Source organism: Natrinema salaciae, assembly GCF_900110865.1.
Lineage (GTDB): Archaea > Halobacteriota > Halobacteria > Halobacteriales > Natrialbaceae > Natrinema > Natrinema salaciae.
Window position 1 is genome coordinate 31,550 of the sequence record NZ_FOFD01000009.1, and the last position, 15,654, is coordinate 47,203.

Here is a 15,654-nt window from a genome sequence, read left to right on the forward strand (position 1 = left end):
GCGCGCTGTACCGTGAGTCGGTGCCGGGGACAGTGAACCGGTCTCTCCGACTCTCGAGAACTGGCCCACCAGTTCGAGGCGAATGCGCATAGTCCGTCCGCCGGGGTGCCCTCAGTCGCCAGCCGTCGGTGCGCTCGAGAGGGACCGCGAGTTGGGCGGGATCGAGCGGAGAAAACGAACCATCAGAACGACGCTGCCGATAGTCAACGTTCCGAAAATGACGATCTGGGGGACGGGGACGGCCTGTCCGTCACGAACCATGAAGACCGCCATCGCCAGGACTGCCCCGCCGAGCGTGGCGATCTTCACGAGGAGGACGGCGGTGAACGCGTATCCGTAGGGCCGACCGTTCAACAACCAGTACGCGGTGAGAACGAACGCGGGAACGACGATACCGAGATCGAACGAATAAATGACGGACGTGGGAAGGCCCGCGTCGGCGATACTCGCCGGAGTCGTTCCGGAACGAATCGCCGGGAGTATTTCCGACAACCACAGCAGCGCTATCAAGACGCCCAATAGCAGGTGAAAGCCGACGTACGGCCGAACGGACGTCTCTCCGACCGAGCGCTTCAACCCGGCCGCATCCAGCCGGATCAGTCCGCCGACGAACGTGTAGAGGGTCAGCCAGAGCAGCGTCGTATACACCAGATAGAGTTCGTTGAACGCCGTCATGAACGAGTAAGAGGCGTAGGTGTAGAGCAGGTATCCGGTCACGCCCAGCCAGACGACGTATCCGCGAAGCGACCCCTGGACGGCGAAATACAGCGACAGGACGAGGGCCGGAAGGGCGACGACGAGCGTCAACAGATCCTGTCCGTACACCTGCGGGAGGAGCACCGGTGCGTCGCGGTAGAAATCGGCGGTGAACAGGCCGACGATGGTCGCGACCGCGGTCAGGAGCGACGTCGCTACCGATGCGAGGACGTACGGACGCGGAACCGACGCGTGAGAGGTGGTCATGGGGCTCTGACTTGCACAGACACCCTCCTGTATCTACCGCAGCACGACCGAGGGGTCGGACGACATTCGGCTCAATCCCTTCACACCCGGCAAGAGAGCGGTCAAGTTACTTTCCGATCGGTCGGGTCGAACGACCCATGCGCAAACCGGACGAGACGGAGACGTGGTTGGGAATCCAGAAGATCGGGCGGCCGCTCGTCGTCGCGGGTACCGTTCTCGGAGTCGGGCTGGGCGGGTTCTTCGACGGAATCGTGTTACACCAGCTACTGCAGTGGCACAATATGGTGTCGTCGTACCCGGACCCGAGCGTTGCAAACGACTTCCGGCTGAACGTGGTCGCTGATGGGTTGTTCCATACGATGGCGTACGTATTCACGATCTTGGGCGTGAGTCTCCTCCTGCGAGCGTGGCGACTGTCGTTCGTCCCCGCCTCGAGACGCACGCTGTTCGGTTCGGTGATCCTCGGATGGGGGATCTTCAACGTCGTCGAAGGGATCGTCGACCATCAGCTTCTGGGCATCCATCACGTCTGGCCGGCGGGTCCCGGCCCCGTTCTCCTGTGGGACGCGGCGTTTCTGCTCTGGGGACTGTTGTTCATCGGCGGCGGATACGCCATCGTTCGAGGGGATGCAGCCGTTACACCGACGCCGCAGCGAGAGCAGGCCGGACAGGAACAGACGTCGTAGCGGTGAGACGACAGCGCAGCAACGGTGGACGGCCCGATCCGTCAGACCCTGCTGTCCGCGTCTCCGTACGGCGTCACGCCGCGCAGTTGTTCGGCCCGAGTTCGAGCGTCGTCGCCTCGGATTCGTCCTCGGGCGACGCCGCGCCCGTGTTGATTTCGATCACCCGCTCGTAGTTCGGCGGTTTCTCGGGCGCGTTCTCGGCCAACCGGGTCACGAACTCGTCTTCGTCCAGTCCGAGCAGGTCGAGTTCGTCCCGCAGTTCGCCCAGTCGAGCGCCGATCAGGTCTCCCGGCGAGCCGACCTCGTACCGGTTGTCCGCCGTGACCGACACGTGTCCCGGGAGAATCCGTGTCTCGTCGGGCAGCTCGAGGATGGTTTCGTGAAGCGAGTCGTAGAGCAGTTCGGCGCCGTGTGCCGCGTCTTCGTCGCTCGCGCCGTCACCGCTCGCATGTTCCGAGGCGCTACGCGCCTCGCTCTCCCCGAACTGGAGTTCCGTCCGGCCGACGGATTCGACGAACAGCGTGTCACCGGTCAGCAGCGCCTCGCCGTCGACGAGGTAGTTGACCATCTCGGTCGTGTGTCCCGGCGTGTGCAGCGCTTCGAGTTCGATCTCGCCGAGTTCGATCGTCTCGCCGTCGGTGAGCGGCTCGTAGTCGTACTCGACGTCCCGCTCGGTCGCTCGGTCGCCGAGATGGTAGGGGACCTCGAGCTCGTCCGCCAGCTTCCGGCCGCCCGAAATGTGGTCGGCGTGGACGTGCGTGTCGAGAACGCGATCGATCGTGAGTCCGGCCTCCTCCGCGACGATCTTGAACTGATCCGTCTGGCGCGTCGGGTCGACGACGACGGCGGACGCCGCGTCCGTCGATCCGACGACGTAACCGAGACAGCCCTTCGCCCGGCGCTGCAGTTGCAGGACGACGAGATCGTCGGTCTCGGTCTCGACGGGAACGACCTCGTACACCTTGCTCCAGTCCTCCATACCGCCTTTCACGACGGAGACGTCGTCGTAGTCGTGTTGCTCGAGTTCGAAGCTGAACGGCGTCGACGTGAGTCCCTTTCCACAGATCGCGACGATCGAACCGCCGTCTCTGGCCGCCTCGAGCTGTTCGCGTTCCTCGTCGGTGAATTCGTCGTCCGGACCGAACGGAACGTTCTCCGCGCCGTGAATCCGCCACCCCTCGTAGCTGTCTTCGGGACGCGTATCGACGAGCGTAAACGATTCGTCGGCGTCGAGCATGTCGGCGAGCCGGTCGGGGGATATCTGGTTCACCATTGGGATCTCCTTACAAGACTATGTGGTGCGGATTCGCGGTTAGGTCTCATCCTTGCATAGGCATCCTCGCCCGGCGGAAACGGTATCGTCTCCGCTGGACCGACGATCCCGCTCGAGCCGAGCACCGTGTCGCGGGACGGCCACTGCTCGCTCGGTCCCGGCCGACCGTTCTCGAACGGACACCGACGAGACCGAGCGCGAGTACCGTAGAGACAGCCGTCACTGGACGGGGTCGAGGCCGTGACCGCTCGAGGGGGCCCGGCCGGCGAAGCGCAGTCGCTCCACTAGCTCAATCGGTACGCCGACGATCGGCGGGCGTCCGCTCGAGCGAGTCGAACGGGTCCCGCGACGACGGTGACGACGGTCGCGGCCACCGCGACGAGACTCGCGGCGAGCAGGAGCGGCTCGTAGCCGACGCCGGCGGAGATCGCGAGGCCGGCGAACGCGATCGGACCGGCGGTCCGTCCGAGGAACGTGGTGCTGTTGCGCAGACTCATCGCGCCGGCCAGGTGGTCGGTGGCGACCCGATCGCTCACGGCGGCGTCGACGACCGGCATCAGGAGGCCGACCCCGACGCCGACGACCGCGACCGACCCGATCGTCCCGAGTAGCCCGGTCGCGGCCCACGCAGCAGCGAACCCGGCGGCGTAACACCCGAATCCGGCCGCGATCAACCACTCGTTCGAGAGGTAGCGCGCCAGCCGGCCGCTCGAGAGCGCGACCAGCATCGACGCCGTCTCGGAGATCAGGATCACGACCCCGATCAGGACCGGCGTGAACGCCGTCGCGAGGACGAACGGCATCGCGGTGAAGATCACGCCGAACAGCAGGAACTCGGTGAGGAACGCGACGGCGAACAGCGCCGCGATCGCCGGGGTCAGGACCGTTCGGGCGGCGTCGACGAGGTACGACCCCCCGTCCACGTCACCGGTGCGGTGCGGTTCGTCGAGCGCGACCTGCGTGAACGCGGCGATCGGGATCGCCACCAGGTACGCGAGAAACGGCGCGTTCCACGAGATCCCGACCAGAAGTCCCCCGACGACGGGGAACAGCGCGGCGGTCGCCGAGAGGACCGCGACGTTCGCGCCCAGCACCGCGTTCCGCTGTACGCCGTCGAACGCGTCGCCGACGATCGTGACGGTCGTGATGAAGATCGCCGCCGCAGCGGTCCCCTGCGCGATCCGGAGCGCGAGCAGGACTTCGAACGTCGGCGCGATCGCCATCGCGCCGCCGAGGAGACCGAACGCCAGCAACCCCCCGACGAGGACTCGCTTGCGACCGATGCGGTCGGCGAGGACGCCGATGAAGGGTGAGAGAACGATCCCCACGAGGAAGTAGGTGCTCACCAGCAGACTCGCTTGCGCGTCGGTGATCCCGAACGCGTCCCGAACGACCGGCAGTGCGGGGCTGATGAGCGGGACGCCAAGCGGTGCGAGCGCCGTGCTCGTCAACACGAGCTGGACCGTCCGGGACCGCCACGGGACGGCCTCGCTCGGTTGGGCAGCCGATTCCATTCGTCCACCGGACTCGATGTCGTGGGCCATAGTCGTACAGATGCGCTCGGACCTCGTGTAGTCACTTATCGATCGAAAAACCGCCATCGAACACCGGTGTCGTCGGGTTCGACGCGTCTCAGCACCTGAGACAGAGCTATGACCGCGAGACGCGTAGGTTCCCTCCTCGTCGGCAACGACGCGATCGCTATGGCAAACACAGTCCTCGACGAAATTCTGGAGACGACCCGCGAGTTGGACTCCAGTTCGGTATCGGCACACGAACTCGACGACCGGATGGCGACCGACGACCTCCTCGACATCGTCCGCCACCGCGACCTCCTCGAGGCCCTGGCGGCCGAGCCGCTCGATCGAACCGATCTCGAGGCGCGACTGGGCGTCTCCCGGGCCACGAGCCACCGGTTCACCCGGTGGCTCGACGAGCGCGACCTCGCGGAGCGGGTCGACAACCGGTTTGCACTGACCGGAGCGGGCCAGGCCTACGCCGACGCGGTCAGTACCCTCGAGCGGGACCTGCGGGCCGCGACGGCGCTCGCCCCGTTGCTCGAGTCGATCTGCGAAGCCCACCGGGAGTTCGTCGTCGCACCGTTCGCGGACGGAACGGTGACGACCGCGTCGCCCGAAGACCCGTACGCGCCGGTGACCCGGTTCGGCCGGCTGCTACGCGAGAGCGAGACGTTTCGCGGGTTCAACACGACCCACATGCTCCCGCCGGGGCTCGCGGAGTCGGCGGAGCGGCCGTTCGACGGCATCGAGGCGGAACTCATCTACCTCCCCGAGGTGGTCGACGCCCTCTTCGAGCGCCATCCCGAGCGGCTTCGCGACGCGATCGACGCGGGCCACCTGACGCTCCGGACGCGCGAGGCGCTCCCGTACGGCCTCGCTATCTTCGACGACCGCGTCGGCGTCGCCGGCTACGACGACCGGACCGGTACGATGCGCGTGTTCGTCGACGCCGACTCCGCGATCGCCCGCGGCTGGGCCGAACGCGTCTTCGCGACGTATCGGGACCGCTCCGATCCGATCCGGAACCGGAACGGAACCGAGTCGTGAGCCGACCGTTGGCGACGGTCCGTCGCCCTGCAACGCGGTCTCGAGCGCCTCGGACCGTGTGTCTCGACGAACGCGCCGGCGTGTGCCCGGATATCCCAAGCGAAGTCCGCCGTCGCGTGCTCACCCGGCGGTCGATCGGTTCGTTCTCGTCGCGTTGAACGTACGGTTCGCTGTGGCGAGATACTTTCTATCGCACCATCGTATCGTGGCGTATGCAGGGACTGCGCTGGCTGCAAATGAGCGAGGAAGAGATGAACGAATTCCTCGGCCGAGGCGGAACGGGCGTCATCTCGTTTTCCACGGAGCCGGATGACCCGCCGGTCTCGATCCCCGTGTCGTACGGGTACAGCGCCGACGTGACGCGGTTTTACTTCCGGCTCTCCTTGCCGACGAACGGCAGGAAAGAAGAACTCGTCGACAAGCCGACCGCATTCGTGACGCACGACCAGACCGACGACGGGTGGCAAAGCGTCGTCGTCACGGGGCGACTCGCGGACATCTCCGACGCCCCGTACAGATCCGCCGAGGTACAGGGAATGTGGGCGATTCGAATCCCGCTCGTCGACATCTTCGAGCGGCCGCCAAAGGAGACGTCGTTCCGCTTTTTCTGCCTCGATCCCGAGACGATGACGGGACGGAAAGAGGTGAAAGTTGACTCGTAACGGCGTCGGCGCTGAAAACCGTGGGCGGCCGAGCTAGCCCCAGAACGACGCGTTTCCCAGGCAGTAGAGAAACGCGACCCATCCGACGAAGAGTCCGGCGATTATCACCAGGAAATCCGCCAACTTCGTTCCGACGATGAAGTCGTACCCGATACCGATCGTCAGAAGAACCAACGCGATGCCGATCAAGACGTGACACCGACGCTCCGCCTGCGGTTTCATAGCCTCGCATATCACGTTTCGATATAAATAGTCGGCAGGTATACACGAAATACAGTGTCGGTTTCGAACGGGTCCGCGACACCGACGCGGCGATTCGCCCCTCGTCCCTCGAGGCGGTCGAGATGCGTCCCGGATAGCTGTAAGTGCGTGCCGATCGAACGCGCCGTATGTACGATCGACTCCTCGTCCCGACGGACGACAGCGGCCCCGCAAACGCCGCCCTCGAACTCGCCGGTCGAATCGCGTCACCGGAGGCGACGCTGCACGTGCTGGTCGTCTCCGAGGACGATCGCGTCGGCCCGCGTGCGGTGCGCGATCGGACGGCCGACGAGATACTCGCCGACGCTCGCGAGACCGCGGCTCCCGACGTCGAGACCGTCGTTACCGAGGAACGACGCGGCGACCCTCGAGAGCGAATCCTGGAGTACGCCGAGAGTGCGGGGGTCGAGATCGTCGTCATGGGTGCACACGGCCGGCGAGACCCCGAACCGGTCGTGCTGGGACGCGTCACCGAAGGCGTCGTCCGCGATGCACCAGTCCCGGTCCTCGTCGCTCGCGCGAGCGACGATATTCGGGGCCTGTACCCGTTCGAGCGCGTCCTCGTCCCGACGGACGGGAGCGATCACGCGCGAACCGCGCTGGAACTCGGCGTGGAGATCGCCGCCGAAACGGGAGCGACGCTCCACCTCCTGTCGGTCGTTGACGCGACGCGCTACGGGATCGATGCCGAGTCGGACGCGCTACTCGACCGCCTCGAGGAAAACACGACCCGCGCTCTCGAGTCGACGGCCGAGAACGCGGCGCTCGACGGGGTCGAGGTTCGCCCGGCGGTCACCGTCGGATCGGTCCACAGCGCGATCGCCGCGTACGCGGAAACCGAAGATATCGAGCTGTTGGTGATGGGGACCCACGGCCGGAGCGATAGCGACCGAGCGTACCTGGGGAGCGTCACGGAGCGTGTCCTGCGCGCCGCACCGGCACCCGTCCTGACCGTCCGCGCTCCGGAATCCGGCGGAACGTAACGAGCTCGCACGGGAGGCCGGTCCCGACGCTGAACCGCTGTGTCTCGCGCTGTCGGAACACCGACTGACGAACCGCCGCGAGTCACCCGGAGAGGTCGCGCCGTTCGAAGTATTCGCCGCTGATGACGACGAGGACGACGACTGCAACCAGGAGTACGGAGAGATCCGACCACGAGAGATCGCCGTCGACGAGGATCGCACCGGGGTCGAAGTACCGGGAGAACGCGACGTCACCGATCCACTCGTAGTCGGTATCGAACGTGAACGTATCGAGCAGGAATAGCCCGAAGACCGATCCGGCACCGACGGTCTGCGCGCGGCGGACGGAGTCGAACGCGACGGAGGCCGAGAGTCCGACGCCGGCGCAGGCGAGCAGGTAGGCGATCGAGTACGCGTGGACGGCGAACAGGTGCGTAACGTCGATCGATTCGCCGACGACTCCGACGCCGACGAAAACTGCGACGAAGGTGATCGCGTTGACGAGCACGACGCCCGGAACGAGCGACAGGAACTTCCCGACCACGACCCGCGACCGCGTCACCGGCAACGACAGTGTCAGTTCCATCGTCCCGCGTTCGACCTCCCCTGCGACCGTCGAGGCCGCGGCGTACGCGTAGTAGATCGCGAGCAGTAACACCCATCCGAACTGGTAGAGCTGGGAGACGAGGTAGCCCTCGATCGTGGTCAGCGTCGTCACGTTCCCGACGAACGCGCGCGTCGCTTCGGGGGGCAGCGACTCGAGGTAGGCGTCGAGATCGGCCCCCGTCTCCCGGATCGACGGGAAGAGCGCGACGGTGAGGGCGATCAGCGCGACCATCGCACCGGCGAGCAGCAGGGAGCCACGCAGTCGGCGATCGGCTTCGAACGCGGTGAGTTCGAACATCGAGTATCGGACCGTCCCGTTCCCGACGAGAGCCGACAGCTTATACGTGAGGCGGGACCGATCGAGGCAACCAGGTATTGCGACAACAACCGTCCGGTAAGTATCGTTTTACTTGCGGGAACGGGTGAGCCGATTTATCGGCGTTTCGACCGTCTCGGCGTGGACATGAGCGGCCGAGCGGCGATACCGAGTCGGCGGCGTCGCGTAGTCGTCACGGTGAGCGCCCTCTCGCTGGTCGTGGTGATCGGCGTCGTCACAGCGACGGTCCCGATCGAGACACAGACGGTCACGCCGCTACAGAACGAGTCGGGAAACGACACGAGCGCGGCCGAACCGAGCGACGGTCCGGTGACCGACGAAAGCGCCCCGGCCGCCAGGGCGGCTGGAAACGAGTCCGCGCCGCGACCGCCGGTCGAGAACGACACGCCCGCCTCCGGGCCGCCGCGAGCCGCATCGGCGACGGATCCACCGCTCGTCCAGGCGCTCGAGGGGAACGTTACTGTCGCCGTCGCGGCGAACCAGTCGGTCCGCGCAGGCGAGACGACATCGATCACACTCGAGGTGACGAACGATGGCGACCGACAGGCGACCGACGTCGTCGTGACCGTGCGAGCAGCGGACGGTGCCGTCACGCTCGGCCCGCCGGCCGCGCCGCAGTCGATTCGGTCGGTCGTCGTCGACGATATCTGGCCCGGCGACACCGAGACTGTGGCCGTCGACGTCGTGGCCTCGGACGTCGATTCGGGGAGGTATCCGCTGTTCGCTTCCGTCCAGTACAAAATCGATACCGACGCCCCAGTCGACGCGTTCCAACCGAACGAAACCGACGAGACAAACGACACGCGAACCGACGACGATGACGACGATGACACGATCGTCCGAACCGAGGGTCCGACGCTGCTCGAGCTCGCGGTCGACAGGTCTCGAGCGTTCGACGTGACGCCCGTCAACGACGAGATCCCCGTCGACGGGGAGGGTGTCTACGAAGCCCGGATCAGGAACGACGGTGACGAACCGGTGACCGGCGTCGTCGCCACGGTCGAGGTCGGACCGCCGCTGACGAGCGAGTCGCCGACGGCACACCTCGGCACCCTCGACGCCGGCGAGTCGAAAACTGCGCGGTTCGCTCTCGAGTCGTCCCCGGACGCGGTCGAGACGACGACCAGCGTCGCGCTTACGCTCGAATACGAGACCGACGCCGGCGCCCGAACGAGCGCGGACCCCGTTCCGCTTCCGGTCTCGATCGTCGAGCGGGACGACGACACCGACGTCGATTCCGTCGCGCCGTTCGTCGCCGTCGCGCTCGTGTTCGTACTCGCAGCGGTCTGGTGGGCTCGGAGGCGCTGAGCGGGGAGCCGTCGTCCCGTCGGTCCGGGTCAGGGAGCGGTGTCGACCCCGTTCGCCGCGGGGCCGCGGTCTCCGTCGGCCGGGGTTCCATAAAAGTGCATGAACACGTCCTCGATAGACGCCTCGCGGACCTCCAGATCGAGCACGGTGTATTCGTCCAATCGGTCGATCAGGGCGTCGAATTCGTGCGAGAGGACGATCTGATACGTCCCGTCTCGCCGGTCGATGCGCACGACACCGGCGAACTCGAGCGCCGCGGCCGGCGGCTCCTCGGCCAGCCGAACGGTGACGACGGTACCGCCCTCCGCGAGGATGTTCTCGACGGTGTCGAGTTCGATCAGCCGGCCGTTTCTGATGATCCCGACGCGATCGCAGACGCGACGGACCTCGCTCAGGATGTGCGAGGAGAAGAAACTCGTCCGCCCGGCGTCCCGTCGCTCCTCGAGCAACTCGTAGAACTCGTTCTGGACGAGCGGGTCGAGTCCCGACGTCGGCTCGTCCATGATCGCCACCTCGGGTTCGTGCATGAACGCCGCGACGATGGCGAGTTTCTGCCTGTTGCCGCTCGAGTAGGCCTTCACGTTCCGATCGAGGGGGACGGGGAAGCGCTCGAGGAGGTCCCCGCGGCGCTCGTCGCCGCGCAACCGAGCGAAGTGATCGAGCACCGCCGCTCCCGTCACGCGATCGTAGAAGGTAACGTCGCTCGGGAGATAGCCGAGTCGTCGCTTCGCGTCGCGCAGTTCGGTTCGATCCGTCACGTCTCGGCCCAGCAGCGACGCCGTTCCGTCAGTGGGTTTCGACAGCCCGAGGAGGACGCGAATCGCCGTCGACTTGCCCGCCCCGTTCGGGCCGAGGAAGCCGAAGATCTCGCCCCGATCGACGGCGAACGTGAGGTCTTCGACGCCCCGAACGTCCCCGTAGTACTTCGTCAGGGACTCGAGTTCGATCGGCGGTGGTTCGGCGCTGCTCACGCGCCGACCGACGGCGTCTCGAGCCTTATACGTACCAGGTGGCCCCGCCCGTTCCGGTTCGGTCGCGAGGCGTCACGTCGGGACGACCGAGACGACCGACGCAAACCGCGACACCGCCGGGCACCTGAAACACTCACATTCACGGGTCGGCTCCCGAGGTCTCCTCCCGAACGATCGTCACCGTAACGGGGGACTGCCGAACGACCTGTTCTGCGACGCTGCCCAACAGGAATCGCTTGAGGCCGCGTCTGCCGTGACTGCCGAGGACGATGTGACAGACATCGTGTTCCGCCGCGTACGCGACGATCGTCTCGGGGACGGTTCCGATCTCCGTCGCCGTCGTGATCTCCGTGTCGTACTCTCGAGCGATCTCCGCGGCCGTCGCGATCACCGCGGCGGCGTCGTCCTGCGATCGTTCGAACGCGACCTCCGCGGAGAAGATGTCGCCGAGCCCACCGGCACCGGCCCACTCCCAGGGGTCGTTCACGTAGAGGACGTGAATCGAAGCGTCGTCGTCGGTCGCGAGCGCGTGGCGCAACGCGGCGATCGCCTGCGGCGATTCGTCGAACGCGACGAGGACGGTGGGGGCCATGTGCCCCCTGTCGACGGCCAGCGACAAAGCGTTCTCTCACAGCGAGCCGACAGACGGCGCTGGGAGATCGACCGACGGCGACGCAGCGCGTCTCGGGACAGTCCCCCTGCGGGGTCGACGTTACCGGACTACCGTTACCGGTATCGGGGCTCGCCGCATCACGGTCTCGGCGACGCTTCCGAGTAACACCCGCGCGACGCCGGTCCGACCGTGGCTCCCCATGACGACGTGATCGACACCGTTCTCGTCGGCGAACTCGAGAATCGTCCGAGCGGGCTGGCCCGTTTCGACCGCGTGCTCGAGGATGGTCGTCTCGAGAATCCCCGCGTCGTCGGCGCGCTCACGCGCCTGGTCGCCGAACTCCTCGCCACGTTCGACGGCCCGTTCGTGGGTCTGCGAGTCGTAGTAGCCGCCGCCGTAATCGCTGTAGACGCCTTCCAGCGGATCGACGACGTGCAACGTCGTGATCGTCTCGCCATCGTAATTCGCGACGGCGTAGTCGAACGCCGCCCACGATTGCGGTGAGCCATCGAGCGGGACGAGTACGTGTGTTCCCATACCCAGTCAACGCTACGAGAGTACAAGAAACTTTGACGAGTCTGCGCCTTCCGGCCCTCGATTCGCCGCGCCGCTATTCGATGCGCGTACGTCCCCATCGGTCGCGGCGCATCATCCGGGTCCGTTCGCGCAGCTACTGCATTGCATCGAAACGGCGCGATCCGCGTCTCGACCGTCTCGAGGCGCTCTCTGGGCCCCGGTCACGGTCGCGCCGCGGACCGATCAGTGCTGGACCGGGAATGCGATTTCGGTCGTCGCCTTGTACTGTACGATCTCGCCGTCTTCGACGTCGGCCGTCCACTTTTCGACGTTGATGCCGGAGATGTCGTCGACCGATTGGCTCGCTTCCTGGAACGCTTCGTGAGCGGCCGCTTCCCAGGACTCTTCTGACGTTCCCATCACGCGGATAACTTTGACTGCTGGCATAGCAGTCGTCGTACCACTGACTCCGTTATAATGCCCACCCGTTCTGACCGTGACGGTCGTGTTCGGCGAGGAGTCTGCGTCGCACAGCCGGTAACTCCCCTGTCGAATCGACGCGACGCGGCGGCAGCCAGCCGTCGATCCCCGCTGTGTGCGCGAACGGCTATCGCTCCGCTCCGTCCGACGGCATCGCACCGATACTGATGGACGGGGTTTATGCCGCTGAGCGGTGTGGAACGTTCGAGACCCATGAATTTCGACGAGTTCACCGGCGAGATCCAGCACCGCCTCGAGCTGCCCGGAACGGGCGAAACCGTCCGCGCGATCAGAGCCACGCTCGTGACGCTCGGCGAACGGATTCCGGAGGGGGCGGCCGACGATCTCGCGGCGTCGCTTCCGATGGAGATCCGCTGGTACATGACCGGCGCCGTCAGTGAGCACGGCCAGCGCTTCGACTGGCGGGAATTCGTCTCGCGAGTGAGCGACATCGAAGGGTGTGATGCGTCCGAGGCCGCGTACCACGCTCGCGTCGTGATCGATCTCGTCCACACGCAGGTTCCTCCGTCCGATTTCCGACAACTTCGCGATCAGCTTCCCGAAGATCGACGCGACGAGAACTGGGGGAAACTGTTCGAGGTCGTCGACGCCGGCGGCTGGGGCGACGCCGAAGAGGCACAGACGGGCGGTGGCCCACAACCCGAGAGCGAGTAATCGCGGATCGGATTCGCAGCCGAATGCCTCCGTTCACACCGAGCCTCGACGCACAGCGAACCGCTCGAAACGGGCCGCGAGCGAGCCGCGCCGCCTCGAGCGAGCGTTCCACGCACGTCATAGTGGTTCTGCGCCAGAAATAGCCGATTTCCGAAGTTACCGAGCACAGGCGTACAACCGTAATAGGAGAGACGAACGATAGCCGGACGGCGAGCGGCGCGGGTCGGCCCTCGCTGAAACAGTTACAACAGCACGTAATTCAGTCCGAGAACGCAGTTTCGTTAACACTCATAGCGTGGTAGCACTCCATATGGTCGAAACCGATTTTTCAGGACGGAGCGTCCGCGACTGGCCGGGGCGCGAACGCCTCGGATGGTGGGCGCTGGGGGCCGTACTACTGGCCGTGCTCGGACTCCTCGTCGATCAGTATCTCCCGTGGCTCGTCTTCGGACTGTTCATTTACTACGTCGCGCGGCCCATCACCCGACGACTCGAGCAGCGCATCGCCTCGCCGACGCTCGTCGCCGCACTGACGCTGCTCCTCATCGTCGTCCCGATCATCGCACTGGTCGGGGTGCTCTTACTCGTCGCACTGGGGCAACTCGTGACGGCGATCTCGAACGCACCGGTGGACAGGATCGTCGCACAGTTACCGATCCCGGTGCCGGATCTCCCGAACACGCCGACGGAAGTGTACGACACGACGATGCTGTTGATCCAGGAGCCGTCGGTCCAAACCCTCCTGGGCACGGTCGGCGGAGCGATCGGCGCGATCGGCGCGGTGCTGTTCAACGCGTTCGTATCGCTGCTGATCGCGTTCTTCCTGCTGATCAACGACCGCGGCATCGCCGCCTGGTTCGAGTCGAACGTGTTCGGCGAGGACAGCCTCGCATCGGCGTACCTGTCGGCGATCGATCGCGGGTTGGGGTCGGTCTACTTCGGGTACACGATGACGATCTTCGCGGTCGTCATCCTCTCGGCCGTTCTCTACGCGGTGTTCAACCTCGCTGCGCCGGCGGGGATAGCGATCCCCTCGGCGGTGCTGTTCGCCGTCGTTACCGGTCTCTTCACGCTCGTCCCGCTCGTCGGACGATCGATCGTCTACGCGACGATCGCTGCCATCCTCGCCGTCCAGGCGATCGCGATCGAGCCACGGCTCCTCTGGGTCCCGCTGGTGTTCCTCGCGGTCATGATCGTCGCGTTCGACAACCTCGTCCGAACGTACATCCGGCCGTCTCTCTCCGGACGACTGCTCGACACCGGGCTGGTCATGTTCGCGTACCTGTTCGGCCCGCCGCTGTTTGGCTGGTCGGGCATCTTCCTCGGCCCGTTCCTGATGCTGTTTATCGTGACGTACGTCCGGCTGATCCTCCCGATCCTGGCTGATCCGGCGCACGAGAACGCCGGCATAGAGACCGAGCATACGCTCGACGAGTTCGCCGAGAGCGCCCCCGACCAGCAGGACGAACGGTCGTCCGAAGCGGATCGCTCCGATTTCGGGCCGGACGACGGGCCGACAGTGTGAATTTCCGGCGTGGCGCGGGGAGACGGAACTGCGATGTGGCCACCGACGCGGATTGAGTCCGGAACGAGTTCCGAACGGAGACGGCCGACGAGGGCTCGGTACCCGAGCCCCTCGGACTCCATCTTCCCTCGAGCGCGCGGCCACGCTGATCAACGGAGACGAGGACGACCGAAGCGAGGACCGTCGAGGAACCGACGCGGACCCGCTAGTTGGCCATCGCGAGCGTGCCGTTCAGCGACAGAACGAACGCGAACGCAGGAAAGAAACGGGAAGTTGCCGTCGTGTACTCCGAGAAACACTAACTGCCGTCGTCAACTCACTGCCCTTTGGGCGCGAACTGTGAACCTGTGCAACGAAGGACGTGCATATACGCGTGAACGTTCCGGTCGGTACGATAGGCACGATCACGGAGAATACGGACCATGAGCCTCGTGGAAGTTCTCCCGCTGGCCATCGTGATGGTCGCGGGTCCACAGATACTCTCCCCGATCTTCCTCGCGACGAGCGAGCAGTGGCGGGCGAATTCGCTGGCCTACGTCTTCGGTGCAGCGCTCTCCATCAGCCTCGTCGTCTTCGTCGCGTACCTCCTCGGGAACAGTTTCGGCGGTGGCGGCGGCCTGTTAGGGGCGAGCGCGAGAGAGGTCCTCTTCGTCGTCGTCCTCGTGTTACTCCTCTACGCGGCAGTGGAGACCTACCGAAAGCGGAACGTGTCCGAGCCGCCGGAGTGGATGGGGAAGTTGACCACAGCGACGCCCGGGTTTTCGTTGAAACTGGGCTTTCTTCTGTTGGGCGTGTTCCCGACCGACGTCGTCACCTCGGTCAGTGTCGGCACCTACCTCGCAGCGAACGGCGATCCGGTCACGGACGCGGCCGGCTTCGTCCTGCTCACGCTCTTTATCCTGTCGCTTCCGTCGCTCAGCGTGTTCCTGCTCGGCGAGCGAGCGGAAGCCGCGCTCCCGGGGATTCGCGACTGGATGAACGACAACTCGTGGATCATCTCCGAGGCAGTAATCGCGATTTTCCTCGTCCTGACGCTTCAGAACCTCCTCGGTTAATTGTCACCTACGGCGGAACCGAAGCGGGCGAACAGGTGTTCGCGACCGACGGGACGCCGGCCCGCGTTCGAACCACCCCGTCATCCCGTCGACGACCGATCTCGAGCCCGGTACCGGGTACACACTCTAGACGAAAATCGCCGACACCTCGAGCGCACCGACCACTACCGGCACGGCGACCGTCCTCGATGTCG

General features: G+C 65.7%; 17 protein-coding genes. 8 read left to right on the forward strand and 9 right to left on the reverse strand.

The features are described 5' to 3' along the window. Positions 1 to 111: 111 nt before the first annotated feature. The gene (locus tag BMX07_RS22550; protein WP_090623012.1) at positions 112 to 963 is read right to left on the reverse strand and encodes a hypothetical protein; all 852 of its coding nucleotides are present in this window, start codon (positions 961 to 963) and stop codon (positions 112 to 114) included. Between the two features lie 137 nt (positions 964 to 1,100). Between BMX07_RS22550 and BMX07_RS22555 the strand changes: the two genes are divergently transcribed. Then, positions 1,101 to 1,649: a DUF2243 domain-containing protein gene (locus tag BMX07_RS22555; protein ID WP_090623017.1), complete on the forward strand. Its 549-nt coding sequence runs from the start codon at positions 1,101 to 1,103 to the stop codon at positions 1,647 to 1,649. A 73-nt stretch (positions 1,650 to 1,722) separates the two neighbouring features. Here BMX07_RS22555 and BMX07_RS22560 read toward each other — a convergent pair whose 3' ends face one another. Both BMX07_RS22560 and BMX07_RS22565 read right to left on the reverse strand, forming a co-directional pair. After that, the gene (locus BMX07_RS22560) at positions 1,723 to 2,922 is read right to left on the reverse strand and encodes an MBL fold metallo-hydrolase (protein ID WP_090623021.1); all 1,200 of its coding nucleotides are present in this window, start codon (positions 2,920 to 2,922) and stop codon (positions 1,723 to 1,725) included. Positions 2,923 to 3,206: 284 nt separating this feature from the next. After that, positions 3,207 to 4,436 carry an MFS transporter gene (locus BMX07_RS22565; protein ID WP_245742199.1) on the reverse strand — a complete coding sequence of 410 codons (1,230 nt, stop codon included), beginning with the start codon at positions 4,434 to 4,436 and terminating at the stop codon, positions 3,207 to 3,209. Between the two features lie 189 nt (positions 4,437 to 4,625). Between BMX07_RS22565 and BMX07_RS22570 the strand changes: the two genes are divergently transcribed. Both BMX07_RS22570 and BMX07_RS22575 read left to right on the forward strand, forming a co-directional pair. Beyond that, positions 4,626 to 5,489, forward strand: coding sequence for a helix-turn-helix transcriptional regulator (locus tag BMX07_RS22570; RefSeq protein ID WP_090623303.1), 864 nt, complete (start codon positions 4,626 to 4,628; stop codon positions 5,487 to 5,489). A gap of 212 nt (positions 5,490 to 5,701) precedes the next feature. Next, a complete protein-coding gene (locus BMX07_RS22575; RefSeq protein WP_090623029.1) occupies positions 5,702 to 6,151 on the forward strand; it encodes a pyridoxamine 5'-phosphate oxidase family protein in 450 nt (149 codons plus the stop codon). Positions 6,152 to 6,184: 33 nt separating this feature from the next. On the opposite strand, the gene BMX07_RS22580 is transcribed toward BMX07_RS22575, so the two are convergent. Then, positions 6,185 to 6,373, reverse strand: coding sequence for a hypothetical protein (locus BMX07_RS22580; RefSeq protein WP_090623033.1), 189 nt, complete (start codon positions 6,371 to 6,373; stop codon positions 6,185 to 6,187). 167 nt (positions 6,374 to 6,540) lie between these two features. On the opposite strand from BMX07_RS22580, the gene BMX07_RS22585 reads away from it, so the two are divergent. After that, on the forward strand, positions 6,541 to 7,395 hold the full coding sequence (locus BMX07_RS22585; protein ID WP_090623037.1) for a universal stress protein: 855 nt from the start codon (positions 6,541 to 6,543) through the stop codon (positions 7,393 to 7,395). Positions 7,396 to 7,477: 82 nt separating this feature from the next. Here the strand turns inward: BMX07_RS22585 and BMX07_RS22590 are convergent, their stop codons facing one another. Beyond that, positions 7,478 to 8,278 carry an ABC transporter permease gene (locus BMX07_RS22590; protein WP_090623041.1) on the reverse strand — a complete coding sequence of 267 codons (801 nt, stop codon included), beginning with the start codon at positions 8,276 to 8,278 and terminating at the stop codon, positions 7,478 to 7,480. A gap of 165 nt (positions 8,279 to 8,443) precedes the next feature. Between BMX07_RS22590 and BMX07_RS22595 the strand changes: the two genes are divergently transcribed. Next, positions 8,444 to 9,625 carry a COG1361 S-layer family protein gene (locus BMX07_RS22595; RefSeq protein ID WP_090623049.1) on the forward strand — a complete coding sequence of 394 codons (1,182 nt, stop codon included), beginning with the start codon at positions 8,444 to 8,446 and terminating at the stop codon, positions 9,623 to 9,625. Between the two features lie 29 nt (positions 9,626 to 9,654). On the opposite strand, the gene BMX07_RS22600 is transcribed toward BMX07_RS22595, so the two are convergent. The 4 genes from BMX07_RS22600 to BMX07_RS22615 all read right to left on the reverse strand — a co-directional run bounded on the left by BMX07_RS22600 (position 9,655) and on the right by BMX07_RS22615 (position 12,172). Then, complete coding sequence (locus BMX07_RS22600; protein WP_090623051.1) at positions 9,655 to 10,596, reverse strand: ABC transporter ATP-binding protein; 942 nt, start codon at positions 10,594 to 10,596, stop codon at positions 9,655 to 9,657. Positions 10,597 to 10,735: 139 nt separating this feature from the next. Beyond that, positions 10,736 to 11,188: a universal stress protein gene (locus tag BMX07_RS22605; protein WP_090623055.1), complete on the reverse strand. Its 453-nt coding sequence runs from the start codon at positions 11,186 to 11,188 to the stop codon at positions 10,736 to 10,738. Between the two features lie 120 nt (positions 11,189 to 11,308). After that, positions 11,309 to 11,746, reverse strand: a complete 438-nt coding sequence (locus BMX07_RS22610) for a universal stress protein (RefSeq protein ID WP_090623058.1) — start codon at positions 11,744 to 11,746, stop codon at positions 11,309 to 11,311. Between the two features lie 222 nt (positions 11,747 to 11,968). Beyond that, positions 11,969 to 12,172, reverse strand: coding sequence for a dodecin family protein (locus BMX07_RS22615; protein ID WP_090623061.1), 204 nt, complete (start codon positions 12,170 to 12,172; stop codon positions 11,969 to 11,971). 246 nt (positions 12,173 to 12,418) lie between these two features. Between BMX07_RS22615 and BMX07_RS22620 the strand changes: the two genes are divergently transcribed. The 3 genes from BMX07_RS22620 (at position 12,419) to BMX07_RS22630 (ending at position 15,460) form a co-directional block, all read left to right on the forward strand. Next, on the forward strand, positions 12,419 to 12,880 hold the full coding sequence (locus BMX07_RS22620; RefSeq protein ID WP_090623065.1) for a DUF2267 domain-containing protein: 462 nt from the start codon (positions 12,419 to 12,421) through the stop codon (positions 12,878 to 12,880). 310 nt (positions 12,881 to 13,190) lie between these two features. Next, positions 13,191 to 14,405, forward strand: a complete 1,215-nt coding sequence (locus BMX07_RS22625) for an AI-2E family transporter (RefSeq protein ID WP_090623067.1) — start codon at positions 13,191 to 13,193, stop codon at positions 14,403 to 14,405. 422 nt (positions 14,406 to 14,827) lie between these two features. Beyond that, positions 14,828 to 15,460 carry a GAP family protein gene (locus tag BMX07_RS22630; protein ID WP_090623071.1) on the forward strand — a complete coding sequence of 211 codons (633 nt, stop codon included), beginning with the start codon at positions 14,828 to 14,830 and terminating at the stop codon, positions 15,458 to 15,460. Positions 15,461 to 15,654: the final 194 nt, after the last annotated feature.